The 21,663-nt window shown below is 46.3% G+C and carries 19 protein-coding genes; 3 read left to right on the top strand and 16 right to left on the bottom strand.

Features of this window, described 5'->3' with window-relative positions; all coding sequences use genetic code 11:
• Nucleotides 1-81: 81 nt before the first annotated feature.
• Nucleotides 82-606: an NADPH-dependent FMN reductase gene (locus tag DDT91_RS15455; RefSeq protein WP_187177093.1), complete on the top strand. Its 525-nt coding sequence runs from the start codon at nt 82-84 to the stop codon at nt 604-606.
• Nucleotides 607-609: 3 nt separating this feature from the next.
• Here DDT91_RS15455 and ftsZ read toward each other — a convergent pair whose 3' ends face one another.
• The 16 genes from ftsZ to DDT91_RS15375 all read right to left on the bottom strand — a co-directional run bounded on the left by ftsZ (nt 610) and on the right by DDT91_RS15375 (nt 19,644).
• Complete coding sequence (gene ftsZ, locus DDT91_RS15450; protein ID WP_255502142.1) at nt 610-2,247, bottom strand: cell division protein FtsZ; 1,638 nt, start codon at nt 2,245-2,247, stop codon at nt 610-612.
• Nucleotides 2,248-2,352: 105 nt separating this feature from the next.
• The gene (gene ftsA / locus DDT91_RS15445) at nt 2,353-3,666 is read right to left on the bottom strand and encodes a cell division protein FtsA (RefSeq protein ID WP_187177092.1); all 1,314 of its coding nucleotides are present in this window, start codon (nt 3,664-3,666) and stop codon (nt 2,353-2,355) included.
• Between the two features lie 9 nt (nt 3,667-3,675).
• Entirely contained in the window at nt 3,676-4,431 is a 756-nt protein-coding gene (locus tag DDT91_RS15440) for a cell division protein FtsQ/DivIB (RefSeq protein WP_187177091.1), read from the bottom strand.
• Nucleotides 4,428-5,834 (bottom strand): UDP-N-acetylmuramate--L-alanine ligase, encoded by a 1,407-nt coding sequence (gene murC, locus DDT91_RS15435; protein ID WP_187177090.1) that lies wholly within the window; start codon nt 5,832-5,834, stop codon nt 4,428-4,430. Before murC ends, DDT91_RS15440 begins: the two co-directional genes overlap by 4 nt.
• Nucleotides 5,831-6,940: an undecaprenyldiphospho-muramoylpentapeptide beta-N-acetylglucosaminyltransferase gene (murG, locus tag DDT91_RS15430; RefSeq protein ID WP_187177106.1), complete on the bottom strand. Its 1,110-nt coding sequence runs from the start codon at nt 6,938-6,940 to the stop codon at nt 5,831-5,833. Before murG ends, murC begins: the two co-directional genes overlap by 4 nt.
• A 12-nt stretch (nt 6,941-6,952) precedes the next feature.
• The gene (locus DDT91_RS15425; RefSeq protein WP_187177089.1) at nt 6,953-8,131 is read right to left on the bottom strand and encodes an FtsW/RodA/SpoVE family cell cycle protein; all 1,179 of its coding nucleotides are present in this window, start codon (nt 8,129-8,131) and stop codon (nt 6,953-6,955) included.
• Nucleotides 8,128-9,483, bottom strand: coding sequence for a UDP-N-acetylmuramoyl-L-alanine--D-glutamate ligase (gene murD, locus DDT91_RS15420; RefSeq protein ID WP_187177088.1), 1,356 nt, complete (start codon nt 9,481-9,483; stop codon nt 8,128-8,130). Before murD ends, DDT91_RS15425 begins: the two co-directional genes overlap by 4 nt.
• A 6-nt stretch (nt 9,484-9,489) precedes the next feature.
• Nucleotides 9,490-10,701 carry a phospho-N-acetylmuramoyl-pentapeptide-transferase gene (gene mraY, locus DDT91_RS15415; RefSeq protein WP_187177087.1) on the bottom strand — a complete coding sequence of 404 codons (1,212 nt, stop codon included), beginning with the start codon at nt 10,699-10,701 and terminating at the stop codon, nt 9,490-9,492.
• A gap of 1 nt (nt 10,702) precedes the next feature.
• Entirely contained in the window at nt 10,703-12,166 is a 1,464-nt protein-coding gene (locus DDT91_RS15410; protein WP_187177086.1) for a UDP-N-acetylmuramoyl-L-alanyl-D-glutamate--2,6-diaminopimelate ligase, read from the bottom strand.
• On the bottom strand, nt 12,167-14,275 hold the full coding sequence (locus tag DDT91_RS15405; protein WP_187177085.1) for a penicillin-binding protein: 2,109 nt from the start codon (nt 14,273-14,275) through the stop codon (nt 12,167-12,169).
• Entirely contained in the window at nt 14,272-14,655 is a 384-nt protein-coding gene (locus DDT91_RS15400) for an FtsL-like putative cell division protein (protein ID WP_187177084.1), read from the bottom strand. The genes DDT91_RS15405 and DDT91_RS15400 overlap by 4 nt, the downstream gene beginning before the upstream one ends.
• On the bottom strand, nt 14,652-15,563 hold the full coding sequence (rsmH, locus tag DDT91_RS15395; RefSeq protein WP_187177083.1) for a 16S rRNA (cytosine(1402)-N(4))-methyltransferase RsmH: 912 nt from the start codon (nt 15,561-15,563) through the stop codon (nt 14,652-14,654). The genes DDT91_RS15400 and rsmH overlap by 4 nt, the downstream gene beginning before the upstream one ends.
• Before the next feature lie 5 nt (nt 15,564-15,568).
• On the bottom strand, nt 15,569-16,003 hold the full coding sequence (gene mraZ / locus DDT91_RS15390; RefSeq protein WP_187177082.1) for a division/cell wall cluster transcriptional repressor MraZ: 435 nt from the start codon (nt 16,001-16,003) through the stop codon (nt 15,569-15,571).
• A gap of 391 nt (nt 16,004-16,394) precedes the next feature.
• Nucleotides 16,395-18,362, bottom strand: coding sequence for a M56 family metallopeptidase (locus DDT91_RS15385; protein ID WP_187177081.1), 1,968 nt, complete (start codon nt 18,360-18,362; stop codon nt 16,395-16,397).
• Complete coding sequence (locus tag DDT91_RS15380) at nt 18,359-18,733, bottom strand: BlaI/MecI/CopY family transcriptional regulator (RefSeq protein ID WP_187177080.1); 375 nt, start codon at nt 18,731-18,733, stop codon at nt 18,359-18,361. Before DDT91_RS15380 ends, DDT91_RS15385 begins: the two co-directional genes overlap by 4 nt.
• Before the next feature lie 107 nt (nt 18,734-18,840).
• Nucleotides 18,841-19,644, bottom strand: a complete 804-nt coding sequence (locus DDT91_RS15375) for an SDR family oxidoreductase (protein WP_187177079.1) — start codon at nt 19,642-19,644, stop codon at nt 18,841-18,843.
• A gap of 109 nt (nt 19,645-19,753) precedes the next feature.
• Here DDT91_RS15375 and DDT91_RS15370 point away from each other — a divergent pair, with 109 nt between their 5' ends.
• Both DDT91_RS15370 and DDT91_RS15365 read left to right on the top strand, forming a co-directional pair.
• Nucleotides 19,754-20,863 (top strand): alkene reductase, encoded by a 1,110-nt coding sequence (locus DDT91_RS15370; protein ID WP_187177078.1) that lies wholly within the window; start codon nt 19,754-19,756, stop codon nt 20,861-20,863.
• A gap of 52 nt (nt 20,864-20,915) precedes the next feature.
• Nucleotides 20,916-21,662, top strand: a complete 747-nt coding sequence (locus tag DDT91_RS15365; protein ID WP_187177077.1) for an NRDE family protein — start codon at nt 20,916-20,918, stop codon at nt 21,660-21,662.
• The last annotated feature ends 1 nt before the right edge of the window (nt 21,663 follow it).

The raw sequence follows: 21,663 nt of genomic DNA, 5'->3' as shown, positions 1-21,663 counted from the left end.
GACGGGCAAAGATAGGATTTTGCCTCTGGCTTAGAACTTTTCACCCTACTTGCTTGTATTGTGGAGAGAAAATTCACCCCCATGATCAAGATAATCGTAGGCACCAACCGAAAAAACTCAGTTTCCAAAACGATCGCAGAGCTTTACAAAAGCATTTTGGAGGAAAAAGGAGTTGAATCAGAAATTTTGGAACTGGAGCATCTTCCTGCAGATTTTACTGCCACGGCACTGTATGAAAACAACGGAAAAAATCCGGACTACAATGCGTTCCATGACCGCGTCAAGGAAGGAAAAAAGTTTGTGTTTATCGTGCCGGAATACAACGGTTCCTTTCCGGGAATCTTAAAGACATTTATCGACGGGATGACCTATCCAAACACTTTCCGAAATAAAAAGTGTGCGTTGGTAGGCCTCTCCTCCGGAATAGGCGGGGGTGGCATCGCATTGAGCCACCTCACCGACATCTTCCATTATCTGGGTATGCATGTCCTCGCTCTCAAGCCGAAGCTTGCCAAAATCGAGCAAAATATGTCAGATAACCTGCTCACCAACAGGCTGTATGTAGAACTCCTACATACCCAGGCAGACATGCTGCTTGAGTTTTAGGACTTAGTCCACATTGTCATGCAGAAATCTGTTGTTCCCTAAGATTTCGTTTTCGTTGCTTAGGTTAAACTTGCTGATTGCAGGCTCAGAACTGTGCTGAGGTTCATTGAGGACTACATTCTTACGCTGATAGGCAGGCACGTTCATCTTTTCTTTCATTTCTTCCGGAGAAGCATTGAATGCACGGTTGCCTTTTAGCTTTTCGAAACGCTCATGAGCACGCTGAATCGCCTTTTGCTTCATTTGCTCATAGTAATCATTGGCAAATACAGGTGCTGCAGGCTGGGACTCCTGAGGAAGTTTTTCCGTTTTCTTTTCTGATTCATCGTAGAGGTTGTGGACGATCTTTTCTACTTCCTCTACTTTGGTTTCGATGGGTTTTTCTTCCACAATTGGCTTGATGGAAAAGAAAATCTCCTCATGCTCTTCTTCCACGACTTTTGGCGTGCTAGGAGCTGCTACAGGGGCTTTTGGAATAGAAAAGGTAAAAGTGGATCCCCCCACGATAGGCTCTTCTTTCACTTGCTGAGCTTTGCCTGAATCCAGGTTGATCACTGTTTTGACCACTTCAGGTGTAGCCACAGGCGTGCTGGCTACCGGAGTAGCAAAAGCCGAAACAGGAGCTGAATCTACCTTTTTCACCGTCTTATCAGAAAGCTTATCCATTTCAAAACCGGTAGCAATCACCGTCACGCGGATGGCCTTACCCAATTCCGGATCGATACCTTGACCAAAGATCACCTCGGCATTGTCGCCTGCCTTCTCCTGGATATACTCGGTGATTTCGCTGAGTTCGTCCATAGAAAGTTCCTCTTCCTCGCCGGACATGATAGAAAGCAAAATCTTCTGAGCTCCTTTGATGTCTACATTGTTGAGCAATGGAGAAGAAATAGCAGAACCCGCTGCACGAATTGCACGGCCCTCGCCTTCCTCTGTAGCAGAACCCATCACCGCTGCACCTGCATCTTTCATGACAGTTTTCACATCTTCAAAGTCCACGTTTACATCCTGATGGATCGTGATGATCTCAGCGATGGACTTGGCAGCAGTAGTCAAAATATCATCTGCTTTGCTGAAAGCAGTTCGGATCGCCAAGTTGCCGTAGATTTCTCTCAACTTGTCATTAAGGATCACCAGCACAGTATCGCAATTTTCGCGAAGTGCTTCGATACCCGCCTGTGCAACCGCCATTTTCTTTTTCCCTTCAAACATGAAAGGGGCAGTGACGATACCTACAGTAAGGATGTTTAGTTCTTTGGCGATTTTGGCTACGACAGGCGCAGCACCGGTGCCTGTACCTCCACCCATCCCTGCAGTGATGAATACCATCTTGGTATTATCCGCCAGGAGTTCACGGATCTCTTCGTGAGATTCCAAGGCTGCATTTCGGCCTTGCTCAGGATTGGCTCCTGCGCCAAGCCCCTCGGTCAAGTTAGCTCCCAACTGAAGTCTCAAAGGAACGGGGCTGGATTTCAAGGCTTGGGCGTCGGTATTGACCACAACAAATTCCACATCCTTGATACCTTGGCTGTACATGTGGTTTACGGCGTTGCTACCGCCGCCACCTACGCCAATTACCTTGATAATTGACTTTTGATTCTTCGGGAGATCAAATCTGTAATCTTTCATGTTATCTGACATATTTTATGGTTTGGTGAAATTTTTTCTTTCGTTTTAGTTGATAGTGAAAAGGGGTATAAAAGGGAAATAACCTGCAGAGCGGATTATCTCCCCCAATCATAAGCCCTAGTAAGTCGTGTCATCTCCGATGTCATCAGAGATCATATTTTTCAATCGGTCACCAATGCTTCTGAAAAAGACATTGAATGTGGCCTCTCTTTTTTGCATGATTTTAGGTTTCACTCCAGAATTGGCTTTTCTTCTTTGATAGATCTCATCCCGGTTGTCCAAGGATTTGAAGCCGGCGAGAACCAAGCCTACCGTGGTGGCATACATCGGGCTTTTCACTTCCTCGATGACGGATTTGCCTAGGTGCTCATTGGGAAATCCGATACGAGTATCCAGTCCGGTCATGTATTCGAAAAGCTGTGAAATGCACTGAAGCTGAGCTCCCCCACCAGTAAGGACGATGCCGCCTGCAAGCTTCTTGTAATAGCCGCTCTGCATGATTTCATTCTGTACGATTTCGATGATTTCCTCCATTCGAGCCTGAATGATGGAGGCAAGGTTACGGATGGAAATTTCCTTGGGAGGACGGTTTCGCAAACCTGGAATGGATACAATTTCATTTGGGTTGGCTTCTTCCGCGATGGCTTTTCCAAAACGGGTTTTGAGCAATTCTGCCTGTGCCTGCATCAGCAGACAGCCCTCCTTGATGTCAGAGGTAATGATATTTCCTCCCAAAGGAATGACTGCAGTATGGCGGATGATATTTTCATAGAAAATTGCGATGTCAGTGGTGCCTCCACCGATATCGACCAGACATACCCCTGCTTCTTTTTCATCATCGCTCAAAACGGAAAGCGAACTAGCCAAAGGCTCAAGAATCAACTGCTTGGAAGTCAGATTCGCGCGTTTTACACATTTGTTGATGTTGTTGATGGCTGTCGTCTGAGCGGTGATGATATGGAAATCCGCCTCCAGCCTTGTGCCTGACATCCCCACGGGGTCTTTGATGCCCCCTTCATAATCCACTGTGTAATCTTGTGGCATCACGTGAATGATACTGTTGCCTGGTGGCACCACGATGTTGTGCATGTCGGCAGTAAGCCGCTGCACATCCTCGACGGTGATTTCATCTTCTGTAGGTTGTCGCATGATGCTCCCGTGCATGATTTTGCTTTGGATATGCTGTCCGGCGATCCCTACGATCACTTCAGCAATGTCTACTTCTGCCATGTTGGCGCAGTCTTCCACCGCTTTTTCGATCGCATTGACCGTCTTTTCAATATTGGTCACAATGCCCCGGTCCACCCCGTCGGAGATAGCCTTGCCCATGCCAAGCACTTCGAGCTTTCCGAATTCATTTTTGCGCCCGATGATTGCGCAGATCTTGGTTGTCCCAATGTCCAGACCTACTATCAGTTTGTCGTTTTCCATATCCAAGCTTTATTCACAAACAATTTGATTTTTAAACTTGACGCTGATCCGCTCATAAGCATTCCAGCCTTTTCTTGGTAAAATTTCCTTGTAGAGCACCTCAATACGCTTGAATTTGCTCTCAAAGTCCAGTGCGTCCCCAAATTCGATCACCTGCTTCCCCACTTGCTGGTGAATTCGTATGTCGTTCTTTTTATTGATTTCGAGCTCGGTCACCTGAGCATTCCAAAACTCATCCTGAGTGATGAAATGGATCAGTGGCATCAGTTCGGGCATGGTGTCCATACTTCCCTGATCCATCAGCTGCTCGGCATATTCCCCTTCCAAAATCAGGACCCGACTCGTATAAGTCGGAGAGGTCGGTATAATCAATCCTTCCTTGGTGATGTAGCCGTCGGCTCCGTCTGGTCTGGCGATTCTTGCTATAGGTTCATGCTGTTTGATGCTAGTCTTGACAATCCCTTTTTGGCCCACTGAAGCTTCAGCAGATTTGATAAAAGGATGACCTAGCAATCTTTCCTCAATTGCAGCCAAGGGAACTTCATCAAGCGGAAGCCCAGCTTTGAGCTCAGGAAATGCCGAAGCTATAATTCGCTCGATTTCCTTTTCCTCCACGAAATAGACCCCGCTTACAGCTTCCAAGTCGATTTCCAGACCTTGGTACGTTTTAAGCTGAACTTGCTTTTCCACAAATCCAATAAACCCTACCAAGACCAGGGAAAGCGTTACTAATCCAAGTGCTTTCTTCAGCTTCCTCTTATTCATGATTGGCTGGGTTTAGTTCTTGAATTCATCCATGCGGCAATACCCGGAATCAACCGGTCAATATCTCCGGCACCCATAGTCACGAGAACCTCAGGTTGGGAATCATTCAGGTAATCCATTACCTGATTTTTTTGTATCAAAATCTTCTTACCAGCCTTAATTCCATCCAAAAGCATCTCAGAAGTCACTCCTGGAATCGGCAATTCTCTGGCAGGATAGATATCCAATAGCACCACTTCGTCGGCGAGGGAAAGACTCTCAGAGAATCCCTCGGCAAAATCCCGTGTCCGGGTGAAAAGATGTGGCTGGAAAATGACCGTCATCCTTTGCATAGGATACATCGCTCTCACTGAACTCAGGCAAGCCTTAATTTCTTCCGGGTGATGTGCATAGTCATCTATATAAATATGCCCCGGCGCTGAAGAGTGGATTTCAAAACGTCTCTTCACTCCTCGGAAAGACTTAATTCCCTCTCGGATTTGCTCTTCGGTCACCCCGTGATCCACGGCGATAGCAATGGCGGCCAAGGCGTTTTCCACGTTGTGAAAACCTGGAATAAGAAGCTCCAAACCCTTGATCTGAACTTTGGTACCGATGTAGTCAAACTGGAACGATCCAGGTTTGGCGATGATGTTTTCCGCGTGAATACCGGAAGATCGTAGACCATATTCACGGATGCCTGCCCCGGAACTCACGTTTTCTCCCAATCTGAACCAGGCATGAGTCTGAAGGTAGAGTTTGCCCTTCTTATCCACCAATCGAATAAAATCTCTGAACCCATCCAAAATGGTGGCTTCATCCCCATAGATATCCAAATGATCAGGATCTGCACTGGTCACCACAGCCTCATTAGGATGAAGCCGGAGGAAAGATCGGTCAAATTCATCCGCCTCTACCACCACAAGAGTTGCCTCTTTTGATTTTCCCGGAAGGATCAGGTTGCTGTTGTAATTCTGGGTGATTCCCCCTAAGAAAGCGGCCACGGGCTTACCCGCAGACTTCAGCAAGTGAGCAACAAGAGAAGAAGTACTGGTCTTTCCGTGAGTACCTGCAACGGCGATGGTGTAGAAATCCTTGGTGATCATACCGAGGACTTCTGAGCGTTTTTTGAGTTGATAGTGCGCTTGGAAAAAGTTGAGCAGCACACTGTCTTTTGGAATCGCAGGTGTCCACACCACCAAAACCTCATCCGGATCAGTGGTGAAATCAAACGGAATGCTATCTACCTTGTCTTCGAAAGTGATCAGCATACCTTCCTTCTCCAACTCTTCGGTCAAAGGAGAAGGAGTCTTGTCGTATCCTGCTACAGGATATCCCTCATGACGGAACCAACGGGCCAAGGCACTCATGCCGATACCGCCGATACCGAGGAAAAAGACCTTATGTATTCCTTTGAATGTCATTTGACTAAGAATTCGAGTTCGTTGACAATGGCTTTTGCCGCATCCGGCTTGGCCAGCTTTCTCATATTTTCTCCCAGAGTTTTGGCTAAAGCCTCATTCTGGAGGAGCTCATCTACTTTATTTTTCAATTGACCTACCGCCTCAGCATCTTTCAGCAGGACTGCTGCCTGATGGGTGACATAAGCCAGGGCGTTTTTAGTCTGATGATCTTCGGCCACGTTGGGTGAGGGGATGAAAATCACCGGCTTCCCTACCAAGCTGAGTTCAGACACCGAAAGCGCACCTGCTCTAGACACAATCACATCCGCCACTGCATAGGCCAAGTCCATCTCCCGGATGAACTCTCTCAGATGGATATGCTTCAGACCAGATTCTTCCAGTTTGGCGAGCATTTCCTTGAAATAGAACTTTCCGCATTGCCAAAGGACCTGATAACCGGCATCTTGGAGCTTCTGCATATCCTGGAGCACGGCCTGATTAAGCGTACGTGCACCCAAGGAGCCTCCCAAGACCATAATGGTCTTTCGGTCTGTAGCCAATCCAAAATGTTCCATTCCCTTTTCTTTCTTGCCGGACAAATCCAGGATATCCTTCCGCACAGGGTTTCCGGTAATCTTGATTTTGCCAGCAGGGAAAAACTTATCCATTTCGGGATAAGCCACACAGATAGCGTTTGCCTTTTTGGCCAACAGCTTATTGGTCAGACCTGCGTAGGAATTCTGCTCCTGAAGGAGAGTTGGGATTCCCTTATTTTGAGCTGCATAGAGGACAGGTCCACTTGCATATCCTCCGACTCCTACCACGGCATGCGGACGAAATTCCTTTACAATCTGCGCTGCCATTCTTAAACTTTTCCAGAGTTTGAAAGGAAAGCTCATGTTGGCCAAAGAGAGGCTTCTCTGAAGTCCTGCCACAGGAAGTCCTTTGATCGGATAGCCTGCTTCGGGCACTTTTTGCATTTCCATTTTGCCTAAGGCACCCACAAAAAGAATCTCACTGTCAGGATATTTTTCCTTCCAGGCATTGGCTATGGCGATCGCAGGATAGATGTGTCCTCCGGTGCCTCCACCGCTGATGAGAATGCGATATGTTGACTGAGCGCTAATGGCTTCTTGGGTTTATGCTGTTCGTAATCGGTTACTTACTTTAGTGGATTCAGCTGCTACAGCCTCGTCCTGATGATCTCCACGGCTCACACTGAGAATAATCCCCAGGGCAGTTCCGGTGAAAATCAAAGAAGTTCCTCCCATACTCAAAAGAGGCAATGGAAGACCTGTAATCGGCCCTAATCCAACCGCCACGGCCATATTGACCAAGGCTTGAATGACCAGGGCAAAACTCAATCCCGCGGAAAGCAATCCTCCAAAGGCCTTGTTGGAATTGGCGACGATTCGCATTCCACGATAGAGAAGTGCGAGGTAGAGGAAAAGCACCGCTGCTCCTCCCACCATTCCGTATTCCTCGATGATGATGGAGTAGATGAAATCAGAATAAGGGTGAGGAAGTGAATTTCTTTGGTCACTGTTTCCTGGACCTTTTCCTGTAATTCCTCCCGTTGCTATCGCGATGTAGGACTGTTCTGCCTGGAATGGAATCTTACTGTCGTCATTCTTTGACTCCATGAAGGACTCAATACGGGAGAGGAAAGTCTCCCGACGCTGACCCGTCAGAACTGCAATAGACAAGCCCATCAGCCCCACCATGACCACCAAAGCCAAATGCTTGACCGGAACTCTTCCGATAAACATGATCAGCAGGCAAGTCAGGAGCAGGAGAATAGCTGTGGACATATTGGCCATCCCGATCAATGCACAGATGGCTCCGATGGAAAGAATTATCGGAAGCAAAGTACCTGTCAAATCCTGAATGTTATTTTGACGCTTGGCCAGCATGGCAGCAAGTGCTGCGATCAGAGAAAGCTTGGCCAAATCTGAAGGTTGGAATGCCTGATTGATTACCGGAATGGTCAGCCATCGATTGGCCTCATTGATATTGGAGCCAAACATGTACGTGACAGCCAAGAGTGGAATAGACAGGTACATGAACAACCTGGCGTAAAGTGCATATTTGCGATAAGGCATCTTGTGGGCAAGCCACATTACAAACAGTGACAGGAATACCAAGAAGGAATGACGGAACAGGTAGAGCTCGGTATTTCCTCCGGCCGTCTTGTAAGCCAAAGTACCTGTGGCAGAGTACACCACCAGGATGCTGAACATAGACAGCAAGATCACGATCGCCCAAATGATGGGATCGCCCTTAAAATGCTCGTCTATCCATGCCTTCAGGTGATTCATACCTTTTGCTTTTCGTTTAATGCCAAAACCGCAGCACGAAACTGCTCTCCGCGGTCTTCGTAATTTTTGAACAAATCGAAGCTGGCACATGCCGGAGAAAGCAGAACCACTTCTCCTTCTGTAGCCAATTCCTGACCCCAAGCCACCGCCTCGCGGATATCCTGAGTTTCTCTGATTTCGGAAATAATCCCAGCAAATGCTTTCTTGAGCTTCTCATTATCTGTACCCAAGCAAATCAATGCCTTGGCCTTCCCATCCCTAACCAGGTCATTGAGCACCGAGTAATCATTTCCCTTATCTACTCCCCCTGCTATCCAGATCATCGGATCAGTATAGCTACCCAAGGCGTAGTAGGTAGATTCCACATTGGTGCCTTTGCTATCATTGACAAATCGCACCCCATCGACCGTGCGGATCAACTCCATGCGGTGAGGGGCATTTTTGAAGGTTTTGAAACCCGCGATCAACTGCTCTTCAGTCAAGCCAGCCATAAGCGAAGCTGTACCGGCGAAGAGTGAGTTCAGAATATTGTGCTTTCCCTGAATGGCAAGTCCACTGACGGGGATAGTTGCAGATTTCTGGGCTACTTTTAGGATAAGTTTCTCGCCATCGATGAAACCTCCTTTTTCTTGCTTTTCCTGAAGTGAAATCCAATAAGCCGTAGCCTTAGTGGATTTCATCTGAAGACCTTTTTGGCTAAGAGAATCCTCTTTATAAAAGACGGCTTTATCTCTCGCGGTCATCATTTTAAACAGGTTCATTTTGGCTAGGATGTAATTGTCCAGCTGGTAGTCATATCGATCCAAGTGATCCGGGGTGATGTTGGTCAACATCGCGATGTGAGGTCTGAAGCATTCAAATCCATCGATTTGGAAGCTGGAAACTTCAATTACCCACCAATCATGATCTTTTTCCACCAATTGTCCAGCCCAACTTTTTCCGACATTTCCTGCAAGACCTACATCCAAACCTGCTTCTTTGAGGAGGTGGTAGGTGAGCAATGTGGTAGTCGTCTTTCCATTGGTGCCCGTGATGGCTATTACTTTTCCAGCGGAATAGTGGCTGGCAAACTCCAACTCATCAATGACCGGAATGCCTTCTTCATGGGCTTTTTTCACCAAAGGCGCCTTATCGGGAATTCCCGGGCTTTTGATGATCAGGTCGCAGGAAAGAATTTTTTCTTCGTCATGCTTGCCCTCTTCAAAACCAATCCCTGCCTTCTCGAGCAAGGCCTTTCTTTCCTCCGAGATGGTGCCCAAATCCGAAACCCAAACTCCATAGCCTTCCCGCTTGGCAAGCAGTGCTGCTCCCAATCCGCTTTCTCCGGCTCCAAGGATGGCTAGTTGTTTCATGTTTTGTTATCTGAGCTTTAGGGTTGCCAAAGTGATGACTGCCAAAAGGATCCCCACAATCCAAAACCGGGTCACGATCTTGGCTTCGTGGATTCCTTTTTTCTGATAATGATGGTGCAGAGGTGACATCAAGAAGATCCTGCGTCCCTCTCCGTATTTCTTTCGGGTGTATTTGAAATAGCTGACCTGAATCATGACGCTGAGATTTTCGACCAGAAAAATCCCGCACATGACTGGAATCAAAAGCTCTTTACGAAGCGTCAAAGCCAACACCGCAATCACTCCGCCCAGCATCAGCGAACCGGTATCTCCCATAAAGACCTGAGCAGGGTAAGCGTTGTACCACAGGAATCCGATACAGGCGCCAATAAATGCCGAAGCAAAAATCACCAGCTCCCCAGAGTTGGGGATATACATGATGTTGAGATACTGAGAGAAGATGGCATTACCGCTGAGGTAAGCGAAAATGGCGATTGTCAAACCTATGATGGCCGAAGTGCCCGCTGCGAGCCCATCAATACCATCCGTGATATTGGCTCCATTGGATACGGCAGTGATGATGAAAATCACCACCAAAATGTAGAGCACCGGTGTCATGGAATCCCCTAGGAATCCCAAGAGGTTCTCATAATTGAGTTCGTTATTCTTGAAAAAAGGAATGGTAGTCTTAAGCGCCTTGACATCCTGGAATGCTGGTGTCTCTACCACGCCACTTTCCACAGAGACAGGGGTAGAAAATTCACGAACGACCACATCATCATGGTAGTACAGGGTAGCGCCTACGATAATCCCGATTCCGATCTGACCTACAATCTTAAACCGGCCTTTAAGTCCTTCTTTATTTTTGCGGAATACTTTGATGTAATCATCCAAAAACCCGATCAAACCCAACCAAACTGTCGTGACCAGCAATAAAATGATGTAGACATTGTTGAGATTGGCAAAAAGCAAAGTGGGAATTAAGATCGCAGCGATCATCATCAAGCCCCCCATGGTTGGGGTACCTTTTTTTTGACTTTGTCCTTCCAAGCCCAAATCCCGTACAGTCTCCCCGATCTGTCTGTTTCGGATCCAATTGATGATATGATGTCCGAAAGTGATGGTAATTATCAGGGAAATCACTGCCGCCATCCCCGCACGGAACGAGATGTACCGAAACACCCCGGTGCCCGGAATGTCCAAAACTCGATCTAGGTAGTCAAAAATGGGATATAGCATATCAGTTTCCTGTCAGTTGGGTTAATAATTCGGTCACCACTTCTGCATCATCGAAATGATGCTTTACTCCTTTGATTTCTTGGTAGTCCTCATGGCCTTTCCCGGCGATGAGGATAATATCTCCCTTTTGAGAAAGCATGATAGCGGTCTTGATGGCCTCTCTTCGGTCCTCGATGGTGAGGGTTTTTCTGATCTCAGATGGACCAACTCCGGCCTGCATATCCCGAAGGATATCCATCGGCTCTTCGAAGCGTGGGTTATCTGAGGTAAAAATGGCTTTGGTGCTTTCAGTCACGGCGATCTTCGCCATGGCGGGGCGTTTGGTTTTGTCGCGATTTCCTCCGCAGCCCACCACCGTGATGAGTTGTTCATTACCCGTACGGACACCGTTGATGGTTTTGAGCACATTGTCGAGGGCATCCGGAGTATGGGCATAGTCCACGATGGCGGTAATGCCTCCGATCGAAATCCGATCGAAACGTCCTTTGGCTCCTTTGATGCCGGAAAGCTCTCTCAGGACTTCTTCTTCATCTTCGCCCAAAAGAACCGCCACACCTAATACTCCAAGAAGATTGTAGGCATTGAAAGCTCCGATCATTCGGAACCAAGTCAGTCTGCCATTGATGTCGAGTTCGAGTCCTTCGAGGGTGTTGGATAGGATTTTTGCTTTGAAGTCCGCTGCAGATTTCAACCCGAATGTCTGATGGGTTCCTTTGCAGTTTTGAATCATCACCATACCGCGCTTATCGTCGGCATTGACTAGGGCAAAGGCATCTTTAGGAAGATCATCGAAAAGCTTTTTCTTGGCTTTGATGTATTCATCAAAGGTGCCATGGTAGTCAAGATGATCATGGGTAATATTGGTAAATACCGCTCCGGCCAATTTCAACCCGGCGATTCGTTCCTGCACAATGGCATGCGAACTTGCCTCCATGAAGCAATGGGTACAGCCTGCCTCGACCATTTTGCGTAGCAATGCCTGTACGCTGACCGCATCAGGTGTGGTGTGAGTGGCTGGAATTACTTCCTCATTAATTTTATTTTCTACCGTGGAAAGCAGCCCAGTGCTATATCCCATGCTCACAAAAAGCTGATGGAGTAAGGTGACGGTGGTGGTTTTACCGTTGGTTCCGGTGACTGCCACGACTTTGATCTTATCGGATGGATTCCCATAAAAATTGGATGCCATGATGCCGAGAGCTTTCGCTGAGTTCACCACTTGGACATAAGTCACCCCTTCTTTGATTTGCTCAGGAAGGCGCTCACACACAATGGTGCTTGCTCCTTTTTCCAAAGCAGTTTGAATAAAGTCGTGCCCATCCACTTGTGTACCAGGAACCGCCACAAAGGCAGAGTTTTCACTGACCTTTCGGCTGTCAAAAACAATATCACTCACCCGACGCTCCATGTCGCCAATTGTAGAAGTAAGTGATACCTTATATAATATATCCTTCAGCACGTTCATCTATCCGAGTACAAGGTTAATGGTGGTATTAGGAGTAAGTTGGGTTCCAGGAGTAATCGATTGTTCGATTACCCGACCTCTTCCATTGTAATTCACTTTGAGCCCTTTGTTTTCCAAAATGAAAAGCGCATCTCTTAAGGGCATTCCAGACACATCAGGCACCACTGGCTTTTCTGTGTCATTGATCTTCAGGTTGATTTTATCTTCTGAAACTGCCGCCGAGATCCAATCTTCGGCAGAAGGGGTCTTGGCCGGAATTCCGAGTTGCTCAAAAATGCCCTGAAGCTCCTCCCCTTTTCCAGCCCCTATTTGAGGGAGTTTGGAGGGGAGATTTTCAGCTTGGAAAATCTTCGTTTGGTCGACAGGATTCAGCTCGATATCCAACGCATAAATCCGGTCAGCGATTTCTTTGAAAACCGGTGCAGACACATCCCCACCGTAAGCAGCGATCCCTTTGGGACTGTCGATCACTACGATCATACTATACTTTGGACGGTCTGCGGGGAAATAGCCTGCAAAGCTGGTATAGTAGGTTTCTACATACTTGCCGTTAATGATTTTCTGTGCGGTACCAGTCTTGCCGGCGATTTTATAATTCTCGTTTTTGATGTTTTTTGCCGTGCCATTTTCTACCACCCCAAGGAGAAGATCCTGAAGCTGCTTGATGGTTTTTTCGGAAGCAATTTGCTTTCGAACTACCTGAGGAGAGTAAGTTTCCACCATTTGGTTGCCATTACCGACAGCTCTTACAAAAAGTGGCTTCATCATGGTGCCATTATTTGCCACGGCATTGTAAAGCGCCAAGGTGTGAATCGGATTAAGCTTGGATTCATATCCGATCGAAATCCAAGGAAGGGAAGTTCCATACCAATTTTTGGAGCCTGGTTTTTTGAAGAAAGGTTTTCCTTCTCCGGAGATTTGAAGATTTAACGGTTCAGCCAATCCCACCTTATCCATGTAAGCCATAAACTTGGAGGGGCTGGAGCCAAAGTGCATATCTACCAGTTTGGAAATGGCTACGTTGGAAGATTTTTCGAAGGCTTCTCTGACGGTAATCGTACCAAATCCACCTGCCTTGGCATCGTACATGGTTTGGTTGTAGAAGCGGTGGGCTCCATTTCCTGTCTCGATCAGTTCATTGGGGCTTACTTTGTTTTCTTCCAGAAGGGCCAACATAGAAAGCAGCTTGAACGTAGATCCCGGCTCAGTGCTTCCAATATCTCCCACAGCGTAGTTATAACTTTCAGAGTAACCTACGCCACTCTTATTCTTCTGAAGGTTGGACATAGCCTTCACGTGACCTGTCTTCACTTCCATGACGATCACTGATCCAAAAGCAGCATCCCTATCCGTCAACTGTCTTCTCAGGGCAGTCTCAGCGATGTCCTGAATATTGACATCCAAAGTAGTGAAGACATCATATCCGTTTTCAGGCTTAATGTCATCCGCATCAAAGAGTGGCTTCCACACTCCTCCTGCCAGCCTTTGAAACAAAGCCTTGCCATCTTTTCCCTTTAGGTACGTATTAAAGGAGTATTCAATACCGGCACCATAATCATCTTCATTCAAAAATCCCACTGTACGGCTAGCCAAGGAATTGAATGGGCGATATCTCTTTTCAACTTTTTCAAAAATGACTCCTCCACCGGCGCGACCCTCCCGGAAAATCGGCCATTGGGTCATTTTTTGCATTTCCTGATAGCCGATTTGTTTTCTATTGAGCACCAGGTACCGCTTTTTATCACCCCTTGCATCCTGGATCATCCTTCTGTAAGCGGTAGCGGACTTGTCTTTATAAAAACCGGATAACAATCTGGAAAGTGAGTCAATCCCGCTTTTGAACTTGGCTTCTTTTACCACAGTGGGATCAATGGCAACTCGATAGAAGGGTAGGCTAGTAGCCAGCAAGCTTCCGTCAGCTGCATAGATATTTCCACGTGTGGCAGGAACTTCTCTGTATTGGAAATTAACCTCTTCAGCCTTTGCTCTCCATTTCTCCCCTTCTTTAAGTTGAACCACGGCAATCTTATACGGAATGGCGCACGCAGCCAAGGCCACCAGGATGAAGATCACCCTTACTCGGAGCACTATGGAGCGTTTGATGTTCACTTACTTACTTCTATTTTGATTGGTGGCTGATTCAATTCATAGATTTCAAGCTTGGCTGCACGCTTAGCCACTTCGGACTGCATGCTGCTTTGCATATATTCTGCTTCCAGGGTGGTGACATCTGCTCGCAGGTCTTCCACTTCCTGTTGGGCTTTTTCAATTTTTCGTACCATGTTTTCCGCCCGGTGATTGCTATAGATATAGATCAAAGCAAGCAACACCAGGAACCCAACAGGCGGGACCAATTGCACGGGAACGCCTTCACCTAAAATTCCGGTGACATCCAGCTTCTCCTCGATCCAGGTAAAAATGGTCTTCTTGGGACCTCCTTTTGGAGAGTTCCCAGCCTTCAGTTTGCGCTTAAAGGTGTTTTGACTCATTTCCCCACTTTTTTAGCTATTCTCAACTTTGCGCTTCTTGCACGCGGATTTGCCTCAACTTCGGCATCATCTGCTACAATGGCCCCTCTGCTTACAGGCTCGAGTGGACGGATCAGATTTCCATAAAAATCCTTTTCCACCTCACCTTGGAATTTGCCCTTTGCCATCAGGTTTTTCACCAGACGGTCCTCCAGACTATGGTAGCTCATGACCACCAGTCGCCCTTCGGGCTTCAGCAACTCCACCGCACTTAGGAGCATTTCTTCCAAAGCGCCCATTTCATCGTTTACCTCAATTCTCAGCGCTTGAAAGACTTGGGCGAAGTATTTATACTCCTTGCCTCTCGGAGCAAACTTTTTCAAGAATGCCGTGAATCCTTCTGTCGTTTCAAAAGGCTTAAGCGCACGTTCGGCGATAATTGCCTGAGCCAGCGTTTTGGCATTTTTGACTTCGCCGTAAATCCCCAGAATCTTGTGAAGCTTTCCTTCCTCATAAGTATTCAGGACATCCTTGGCAGTCAATGAGGCTGATTGATTCATTCTCATATCCAAATTGCCGCTAAACCGCGTCGAGAACCCTCTGCTCGGCTCATCAATCTGATGGGAAGAAATCCCCAAATCAGCCAGAATCCCATCCACTTGTTTCACCCCGTAAAGCCTCAGGTATCGCTTGATATCCCGGAAATTGGCCTGCACAAAAGTGAAACGACTGTCTTCAGGAGCATTTGCCAAGGCATCGCAATCCTGATCAAATCCATAGAGATGGCCTTTATCCAGGTGTTTTAAAATTTCCTTTGAATGACCCCCTCCCCCAAAAGTGACATCGACATAAATCCCGTTGGGATTAATAGCCAAGCCTTCAGTGCATTGGGCGAGCATCACTGGGATATGGTACACAGACTCTGTCATAGCGCTTAGGAGAGATACTTTTCCATCAGGCTGGACAAGTCCGCCGGATCTACAATGATGTTTTTGAGGTAATTGTCAGGATTCCAGAGTTCGATGCGAGTTCCCATACCCACTACCACGACATCCTTGTCGAGGTTGGCATAGGTTTGGTAAAGCTTCGGAATCAGTAAGCGCCCTGCAGCATCCAGTTCCACCTCAACGATGGAATTGAAAAATGACCTTTGCAGCATACGCTGTTCGGGGTTATTGATATTCAGTGACTTAATCTGACTCTCGAGCTTTTTATACTCTACCATGGGATAGAGTGCAAGGCATTTGTCTTCAGCCATGCGAAGCATAAGCGACGGTCCATTAGCCTCCGGAATTGCCGCCTTTATCTTGGCAGGCAACACCAGACGCCCTTTAGGATCCAGCTTGCTATCGTATTGACTGTTGAACATTGGCTTACTTCTATTCGGTAGAGTTTTCTGTAAAAACAAAAGTAAGAAAATGCAGTACACATTCTACCACTTTCTCCCACTTTTTCCCACTTTGATTTAAAAGTAGCCAAAAGAATCTTCGATGCCAATATTTTTTTCTAAAAATTCAAAGAAATTTTTATTGATTTTCAGGCGATTAGGATCCGACAATTCCCTTGAAAAAATGGCCTAATTTTCAAAATTCGGGAGGTTTTGTCGTGTTTTCACCTTGTGAAAAAAGAAAGGGCTCCTAGGTTTTTCAAAAAAGTGGGAGAAAATCCCATAAAATATCTTCAGTTCGTGTATTCCTTGGAGAAAAGGCAAAAAAAAACCTGCCCAAGTGGACAGGTCTTTCGGTAGCATCAACACACAATTAGTTATTGTCTTTCTTGAATTCTTCTTTGAGCAGTTTTTGAAACTCTTCCAATCTGGCTTGGTGCTCTTTTTGCCAAGCCTCCATTTTCTTCTGGAACTCTTCAAGTTTCGGTTTTTGGGTAGCTTCCCATTCCTTCATTTTGAGTTCAAACTCCTTCATTTTTGGTTCTTGGGACTCCTGCCAAGCTTTCATTTTTGCCTCAAATTCCTTCATTTTGGGCTCTTGAGCGGCTTGCCATTCTTTCATTTTCGCCTCGAATTCCTTCATTTTAGGCTCCATTTCCTTCTTCCAAGCCTCGATTTTAGCCTCTCTTTCCGCAGCATTTTCTTTCCATCGGGCAGCCCACTCTTCGGAGCGTTTTTCCATTTCAGTCGACCATGTTTTCATTTTTTCCGCCCACTGTTTTTGTTCTTCAGGGGTCATTTTTGTGGTATCCGCCCGAAAATGAATTCCCTGAAAATTCTCGTCAAATGGAACCACCATCGGCCAGTCTTTTGGATCCAGTAACACTGGAAACTCCTTCATATCCAAAATAGGCATGGCAGGCACTCCATTCATTTCAAATTCAAAGCTCGGCATCGGTGCATCGCCAAAAGCCAATACTGATAAATCAGGAGCCATTGGAAGCTCCAAAGCGGGGATTCCAGATTTGTCCATCTGACGGAGCTTGATCAGGGCATCTTTAGCACGACCGGAAAGAACAATGGTATCACCCCCTTGGATTAAAGTATCTCCTTTGATCTTGTACTCAATGCCGTCTCCAGAACTGAAGATCATCACATTTTCCCCATAGACTTTGACACCTGTTGGAGCTTCGGGAGCAGATTTAGATTTATCAGGTATCGTATCTGCCACAGATTGAGGCGCAAAAGCAGATTCAATAGCGAAAGGATTACTTTTTTGAACCACCGGTTCAATAGGTTTGGGAACATCTTGTTGCGCGCTTGCCATCAGGCCGGCACTGAGAAATAGAGTAAGTAGCATGGGGATAGAAATAATAGGGGTTTGTGGATAGTTTTCAGTTGGATAACCCAGCATTCTTTTGATGCGGAGCAGCGTTGGGTTTCTTTTTTTCCCAGCAGCGAGGGCGAGTTCAGGGGGATTTTGCTTTGCAAAATTGAGGACCTCGGCGAGGCTGATTGCCAAGACTTTTGGCTGGATTCCGGCTTGGATGGCCAAATCGTCGGCGGCATTTTCCCTCAATTCTTTGACCGTCTGACTCATCCACCAATAGCAGGGATGGAAGAAAAACAGGATCTCCAATCCGGAAAGAAGCAAGTTGCTGAGGTAATCATTTCGCTTGACGTGGGCGAGTTCATGGGCGATGATGGCTTCCAACTGAAGCGGGGTCAAGTGAAGCAAAAGTGCCGCCGGCAATAAAATCACAGGCTTGATCGTACCAAAAGTCAGGGGAGATTGAGCAATTGAACTCGTTCGCAGCTGGACGGCTCGATTGATGTCGAGTTTGCCCATGAGTCTGAAGGTAATTTTCTCCAGCTCAAAGTCTTCGATCAGGGATGCACTTTTTCTAAGATTTCGAACTTCAGAAAAGCTATTGACAAGCCGAAACAGAAATAAAAGTGATCCAAAAAACCAGAAGTTTACCAAAATCGGCAGGTTTTGGTCAATCCATGTCGTCACTTGCACCATGCGGGCTTCCCACGTGAATTCCTGAGTAGTGAAGGCTGATGGAACTAGCAGCAATTCGGCCTCTGAAAGGATAAAATCGGGATTTGGTTCTGACTGGGACCATTCGTAAGTGAAAGTCGCTAAGGTCAGCAGGAATGAAACTACCAAAGCACCAACGGCTAGCCCATATTTCAAGGCCGGGCTGGACTTTTTGACCAGACGCAAGACGATCCATAAAATCCCGGCCACTACGATGAGTTGCCAAAGTGCGTGAACCAGGGTCCACCCAAGAGCCTTGAGTAACTCTTCTGGTATCCAATCATTTAAGAGTTTCATCGCTTATCGTTTTCTAAGTTGTCGAGAAAAGCTCTGATTTCATCCAGGTCTTCTTTGGAAGGCTTCTCTTGACCTAATGCCTGCATGACCAGAGATTTAGAAGAGCCCCCAAAGGCCGTTGACAATAGATTTTTCAACAGGGACTTTTGGGTTTCCCCCTGCTTGACCAAGGGGCGATAGATATGCGTTCGGCTCTCTTCATCTCGAGCCAGCATTCCTTTGGCATGCATGATTTGCATGATCTTGAGCGTGGTGGTGTAGCCGGTATCTTTGGTCTCTGCAAGTCGCTCATGGACTTGGCGGACACTGGCTTCCCTCAATTCCCAGAGAACAGATAAAATCTCCAGTTCGGCTTCAGTTGGTTTGTTCATGACAGTAATTACGATAGCTTTCGTACCAAAGTTATACGAAGCCAATCGTAATTTCAAAATAAATACGAAAATTGTCGTATTAAAAAGTGTTAATTCCTCTAAATCGGTTACTTACGAAGCTTTTTCATGTTTTCGCGTCCCTTTTTCTCGAGAGAATTTCTGAAAATTTCTGCGAAAGCAGGCCAGGCTCCGGCAATTTTTGCAAGCAATCCCCTCGAAGCTGGAACAGTCACTTGAAGCTTGGGTTTTCTCATCAGATTTAGAATTTCTCTCACTATATCTTCGGATTGAAGAACTTTTGAAGGCCCGCTGAAAGTCAGTTTTGCTTCTTCCGGATAATTCAACTGCAAGTCCAGCATGGGTGTATTGACCAAATCGGGACAAATCACACTCACATCCACCCCAAAGTCTCTCAACTCTGCCGCCACAGCCAAGGAAAATCCACGCACCGCAAACTTGGATGCCACATACAAACTCAGCCCTGAAACAGGCGCCAAGCCTGCCAAAGAGGAAACATTAATAATGTGCCCAAACTCCTGAAACTTCATCTCCCGACCAATGATCGTGGTGCCTAGGATAGTTCCTTTGGTATTGATATCGAGATGATAATCAATATCAGAAATGGCATAATCGACTAAAAATCCAGGGCGAATCACTCCTGCGCAATTGACCAAGTGAGAAATGGGAAGGCGAATTTCTTTGGCTTTTTCGATTATGTTCTGCCAAGTTTTTTCTTTTGAAACATCCCCGGCGATCGGATAACAATGGGAACAGGTCGAAAAATGATTACCTAATAGATCTTCACTTACATCAATCAAAACCATTGGAAGATTTTGATTTTGAAAATGGCGGGCGAGTTGAAGTCCGATGCCGCTTGCAGCACCTGTGATCACAATCAGGGTCGGGTCCATTGTCAGAGGCGATTTCAGAAACATAAGTTAGAAAACTTCCAGAAAGATTGAACTCAGAATCCTGCAGATTAGTTGTATATACATTGAATTTTCTAACCAACAAACCACAATGAGCACAAAACAAGCGCTTTTAGAACCTATTCAAGTTGGAGATTTACAACTGAAAAATAGAGTATGGATGGCTCCGATGACCCGAAGCAGAGCCAACAATCCAGAAAATAAGGTCTTTGATATTCATGCAAAGTACTATGCGCAGAGAGCTTCTGCAGGATTGATTATTTCCGAAGGTTCGCAGATTTCTCCCCGAGCGGTAGGATATATTAATACACCTGGAATTTATTCAGAAGCCCAGACTGAAGCTTGGAAGCAAGTAACTCAGGCGGTCCATGAGGCAGGAGGACATATCTTTATCCAGCTTTGGCACGTAGGCCGTATGTCTCATCCTGATTTCCATGGAGGAGAATTGCCGCTTTCTGCTTCTGCCACCAATCCCAACTCCAAGTCATTTACTCCTCAGGGATTCAAAGACACGGTGACGGCCAAGGAAATGTCTTTGGAAGAAATCAAGCAAACTATTGCTGACTTCAAAAACGGCGCGAGAAATGCCATGGAAGCGGGTTTTGACGGAATAGAAATCCATTCTTCCAACGGCTATTTACTTCACCAATTCTTCAATGCGACTTCCAATCACCGCACCGATGAATATGGGGGAAGTATTGAAAACAGGGCTAGAATCCTTTTCGAGGTGATCGATGTCATCAAAGAAGTCATGCCGGAAAACCGAATCGGTGTACGTCTCAAGCCATCCTTGCATGGGGTATTTGGAATGACCATGGATGAGGAAACGATTCCAACTTTCGACTACATTGTCAAAAAGCTTAATGACTACAACTTGGCGTACCTTCACCTCTCGGAGCCATTCACCGATGTGAGCGAAATTCCTTTTGCTGAACCGAATATTGCCAAAAGATATCGGCCGTTATATAAAGGCACTTTGGTGATCAACAGTGCTTTTGATCAGGAAAAAGGAAATAAAATCATAGAAGATGGACTTGCCGACGCCGTCGCTTTTGGTAAGCCTTTTATATCAAATCCCGATTTAGTAGAACGCTTTGCAGAAAACGCTCCACTGGCAAATTGGGATCAAAGTACCTTTTACACCCCAGGTGAAAAAGGCTTCACCGACTACCCAAGTCTGAAAAAGGAGCAAGTTGGTTAACACCCCAAAAAGAGGTTGCCTGAGTGCAGCCTCTTTTTTTACCTTTAGCCATATGTGTTTAGTAGCTCTTGCCTGGCAAGTACATCCTGATTATCCGCTTTTGATTGCGGCCAACCGGGATGAGTTTTTCCACCGCCCCACCCTTCCTCTCCACCGATGGGATGAGGGATTTTTTGCCGGAAAAGACCTGAAGGCCGGTGGGACATGGATGGGTTTTCACCCTGATGGAAAATGGGCTCTCTTGACTAATTACCGGGATTTCAACCGGAAAAGTAAGGCTAAAATTACCAGAGGAAAATTAGTTTCCGATTACCTCACCTCCACCCTTTCTCTTGAAAATTACCTAGACCAAGTATGGGAAAGAGGTTCTGAGTTCGATGGATTTAACCTGCTCGTATCAGACGGTAATAAGCTTTTTTATTTTAGCAACTTCGGAAATGAGCCGAAAGAAATACCCGCAGGAATTCACGGATTAAGTAATGGGCTGCTCAATGAGCCTTGGCCTAAAACAGAGTTGGCAAAAACACAAGTAAAGGAGATCCTTAAGAATCCAAGCCCGGATTTGCTTTTGTCAATTTTGAAATCTGAAGAAAAATATCCGAAAGAACTTCTTCCGCAAACAGGAGTACCTATACAAACAGAAATAGACCTTTCTGCCCAACTGATTCGAATGACTCCGGATTACGGAACTGTCTCCTCAGCTGCTGTATTGAGAAGCAAGCAAGGTTCGACAGTCATCCGGGAACGTAGTTTTTCTTGGGATTATTCAATCTTTACGGATAAGGAAGTCCAATTTTAAA

This window comes from Algoriphagus sp. AK58 (genome assembly GCF_014324365.1).
Taxonomy (GTDB): domain Bacteria; phylum Bacteroidota; class Bacteroidia; order Cytophagales; family Cyclobacteriaceae; genus Algoriphagus.
Note: the sequence above shows the minus strand (reverse complement) of the source record. Positions and strands in the feature narration are given on the sequence as shown.

Bases quoted from the DNA above. Each gene is read 5' to 3' on its own strand.
- DDT91_RS15455 (WP_187177093.1), top strand. From the start codon at position 82: ATGATCAAGATAATCGTAGGCACCAACCGAAAAAACTCAGTTTCCAAA.
- ftsZ (WP_255502142.1), bottom strand. From the start codon at position 2,247: ATGTCAGATAACATGAAAGATTACAGATTTGATCTCCCGAAGAATCAA.
- ftsA (WP_187177092.1), bottom strand. From the start codon at position 3,666: ATGGAAAACGACAAACTGATAGTAGGTCTGGACATTGGGACAACCAAG.
- DDT91_RS15440 (WP_187177091.1), bottom strand. From the start codon at position 4,431: ATGAATAAGAGGAAGCTGAAGAAAGCACTTGGATTAGTAACGCTTTCC.
- murC (WP_187177090.1), bottom strand. From the start codon at position 5,834: ATGACATTCAAAGGAATACATAAGGTCTTTTTCCTCGGTATCGGCGGT.
- DDT91_RS15425 (WP_187177089.1), bottom strand. From the start codon at position 8,131: ATGAATCACCTGAAGGCATGGATAGACGAGCATTTTAAGGGCGATCCC.
- murD (WP_187177088.1), bottom strand. From the start codon at position 9,483: ATGAAACAACTAGCCATCCTTGGAGCCGGAGAAAGCGGATTGGGAGCA.
- mraY (WP_187177087.1), bottom strand. From the start codon at position 10,701: ATGCTATATCCCATTTTTGACTACCTAGATCGAGTTTTGGACATTCCG.
- DDT91_RS15410 (WP_187177086.1), bottom strand. From the start codon at position 12,166: ATGAACGTGCTGAAGGATATATTATATAAGGTATCACTTACTTCTACA.
- DDT91_RS15400 (WP_187177084.1), bottom strand. From the start codon at position 14,655: ATGAGTCAAAACACCTTTAAGCGCAAACTGAAGGCTGGGAACTCTCCA.
- rsmH (WP_187177083.1), bottom strand. From the start codon at position 15,563: ATGACAGAGTCTGTGTACCATATCCCAGTGATGCTCGCCCAATGCACT.
- mraZ (WP_187177082.1), bottom strand. From the start codon at position 16,003: ATGTTCAACAGTCAATACGATAGCAAGCTGGATCCTAAAGGGCGTCTG.
- DDT91_RS15385 (WP_187177081.1), bottom strand. From the start codon at position 18,362: ATGAAACTCTTAAATGATTGGATACCAGAAGAGTTACTCAAGGCTCTT.
- DDT91_RS15380 (WP_187177080.1), bottom strand. From the start codon at position 18,733: ATGAACAAACCAACTGAAGCCGAACTGGAGATTTTATCTGTTCTCTGG.
- DDT91_RS15375 (WP_187177079.1), bottom strand. From the start codon at position 19,644: ATGGACCCGACCCTGATTGTGATCACAGGTGCTGCAAGCGGCATCGGA.
- DDT91_RS15370 (WP_187177078.1), top strand. From the start codon at position 19,754: ATGAGCACAAAACAAGCGCTTTTAGAACCTATTCAAGTTGGAGATTTA.
- DDT91_RS15365 (WP_187177077.1), top strand. From the start codon at position 20,916: ATGTGTTTAGTAGCTCTTGCCTGGCAAGTACATCCTGATTATCCGCTT.